Source organism: Allomuricauda sp. ARW1Y1 (genome assembly GCF_013407935.1).
In the GTDB taxonomy this organism is placed as follows: Bacteria; Bacteroidota; Bacteroidia; order Flavobacteriales; family Flavobacteriaceae; genus Flagellimonas.
In genome coordinates this window covers 2,501-5,067 of record NZ_JACBZU010000011.1, presented here as the reverse complement: position 1 = coordinate 5,067, position 2,567 = coordinate 2,501, and the positions used below count along the sequence as shown (strand labels likewise).

Below are 2,567 nucleotides of genomic sequence, written 5' to 3'. Positions count from 1 at the left end.
GAACCATTTTGATGCGGGGACTCGGGATTTCCGGGTGTCGGACAGACATTCAAGGAAATACAATGAAGAGTTTGATCCTGGCTCAGGATGAACGCTAGCGGCAGGCCTAACACATGCAAGTCGAGGGGCAGCGGGGAAAAGCTTGCTTTTCCGCCGGCGACCGGCGCACGGGTGCGGAACGCGTATGGAACCTGCCCCTGTCAGGGGAATAGCCCAGGGAAACTTGGATTAATGCCCCATGGTACCGTTATATCGCATGATATTACGGTTAAAGATTTATCGGACAGGGATGGCCATGCGTACCATTAGTTAGTTGGTGAGGTAACGGCTCACCAAGGCAGCGATGGTTAGGGGCCCTGAGAGGGGGATCCCCCACACTGGTACTGAGACACGGACCAGACTCCTACGGGAGGCAGCAGTGAGGAATATTGGACAATGGGCGGGAGCCTGATCCAGCCATGCCGCGTGCAGGATGACGGCCCTATGGGTTGTAAACTGCTTTTATACGGGAAGAAACGCGCCCACGTGTGGGCGTTTGACGGTACCGTAAGAATAAGGACCGGCTAACTCCGTGCCAGCAGCCGCGGTAATACGGAGGGTCCGAGCGTTATCCGGAATCATTGGGTTTAAAGGGTCCGTAGGCGGGCCTGTAAGTCAGGGGTGAAAGTTTGTGGCTCAACCATAAAATTGCCTTTGATACTGCAGGTCTTGAGTCATGGTGGGGTTGCCGGAACATGTGGTGTAGCGGTGAAATGCATAGATATCACATAGAACACCGATCGCGAAGGCAGGTGACCAACCATGTACTGACGCTGATGGACGAAAGCGTGGGTAGCGAACGGGATTAGATACCCCGGTAGTCCACGCCGTAAACGATGGATACTAGCTGTGGGGACTTCGGTCTCCGTGGCCAAGCGAAAGTGATAAGTATCCCACCTGGGGAGTACGTTCGCAAGAATGAAACTCAAAGGAATTGACGGGGGCCCGCACAAGCGGTGGAGCATGTGGTTTAATTCGATGATACGCGAGGAACCTTACCAGGGCTTAAATGCAGGCTGCATGGGGTAGAGATACCCCTTTCTTCGGACCGCCTGCAAGGTGCTGCATGGTTGTCGTCAGCTCGTGCCGTGAGGTGTCAGGTTAAGTCCTATAACGAGCGCAACCCCTACCGTTAGTTGCCAGCATGTCAAGATGGGGACTCTAACGGGACTGCCGGTGCAAACCGTGAGGAAGGTGGGGACGACGTCAAATCATCACGGCCCTTACGTCCTGGGCTACACACGTGCTACAATGGCCGGTACAGAGGGAAGCCACCCCGCAAGGGGGCGCGGATCTACAAAACCGGTCACAGTTCGGATCGGGGTCTGCAACTCGACCCCGTGAAGCTGGAATCGCTAGTAATCGGATATCAGCCATGATCCGGTGAATACGTTCCCGGGCCTTGTACACACCGCCCGTCAAGCCATGGAAGCCGGGAGTGCCTGAAGTCCGTCACCGCAAGGAGCGGCCTAGGGCAAAATCGGTAACTAGGGCTAAGTCGTAACAAGGTAGCCGTACCGGAAGGTGCGGCTGGAACACCTCCTTTCTAGAGAAAGAGACGTCCGGAAAGACCTTGTCCCGCACGAGATGGATTTTATCCCTGCGCTGTCGTTTATGATATGTTACAAATACTGGCAATAGGCCAAGACAGTCTCATAGCTCAGCTGGTTAGAGCGCTACACTGATAATGTAGAGGTCGGCAGTTCGAGTCTGCCTGAGACTACGAGTCGAGAGCGGACGAGAAGTTCGCCCCGAGCTGAGACGAGGGGAGTCTGCCTGGGACTACGATGAAACGTTCATTGAGGAATATTGAAGGAAATTTTAGAAGTTGAGTGATTATCACGTAATGGTGAGCACGTTATCAAAACCGTTAACTGTTAACTGATAACTGCCGACTGAAACGGGGGATTAGCTCAGCTGGCTAGAGCGCCTGCCTTGCACGCAGGAGGTCATCGGTTCGACTCCGATATTCTCCACGAGTCCCTTTTGGGACATAGGTTCATTGACATATTGGGACGGAGCGCAGCGGTAATTTGCCGTTGGCGTGAAGTCAAAAAGAAGAAACACGAAGTAGAATAGAACAATTAAGGATTACGAGAGGGCGTCCCATATTTATATGGGATGCGACAAGCAAAAGAAGGGCGTATGGGGGATGCCTAGGCTCTCAGAGGCGACGAAGGACGTGATAAGCTGCGAAAAACCGCGGGGAGCTGCACATGAGCATTGATCCGCGGGTATCCGAATGGGGCAACCCGGCTGGTTGAAGGCCAGTCATGCCGTAAGGCAGGCGAACCCGCCGAACTGAAACATCTAAGTAGGCGGAGGAAGAGAAAACAAGAGTGATTCCGAGAGTAGTGGCGAGCGAAATCGGATCGGCCCAAACCGTTGTTGTTCCGGCAATGACGGGGTTGTAGGACCACAATGTTCTTTGCGCGACGAACCGGAAGCAGTTGGAAAGCTGCACGATATGGGTGACAGTCCCGTACGGGCAAGGAGCGTTAAAGATAGTGGTATCCTGAGTAGCGCGG

At 54.0% G+C, this 2,567-nt stretch carries 2 tRNA genes and 2 rRNA genes (1 of these 4 cut by a window edge); all 4 read left to right on the top strand.

Annotated features, from left to right (window positions below):
* Positions 1-59: 59 nt before the first annotated feature.
* Positions 60-1,585: ribosomal RNA gene (locus GGE08_RS16020) — 16S ribosomal RNA — on the top strand.
* 103 nt (positions 1,586-1,688) lie between these two features.
* Positions 1,689-1,762 (top strand) — tRNA-Ile (locus GGE08_RS16015).
* A 179-nt stretch (positions 1,763-1,941) separates the two neighbouring features.
* Positions 1,942-2,015 (top strand) — tRNA-Ala (locus tag GGE08_RS16010).
* Positions 2,016-2,162: 147 nt separating this feature from the next.
* Positions 2,163-2,567 (top strand): 23S ribosomal RNA (locus GGE08_RS16005) (it continues 2,416 nt past the right edge of the window).
* The 16S and 23S rRNA genes sit together here with 2 tRNA genes alongside, the layout of an rRNA operon.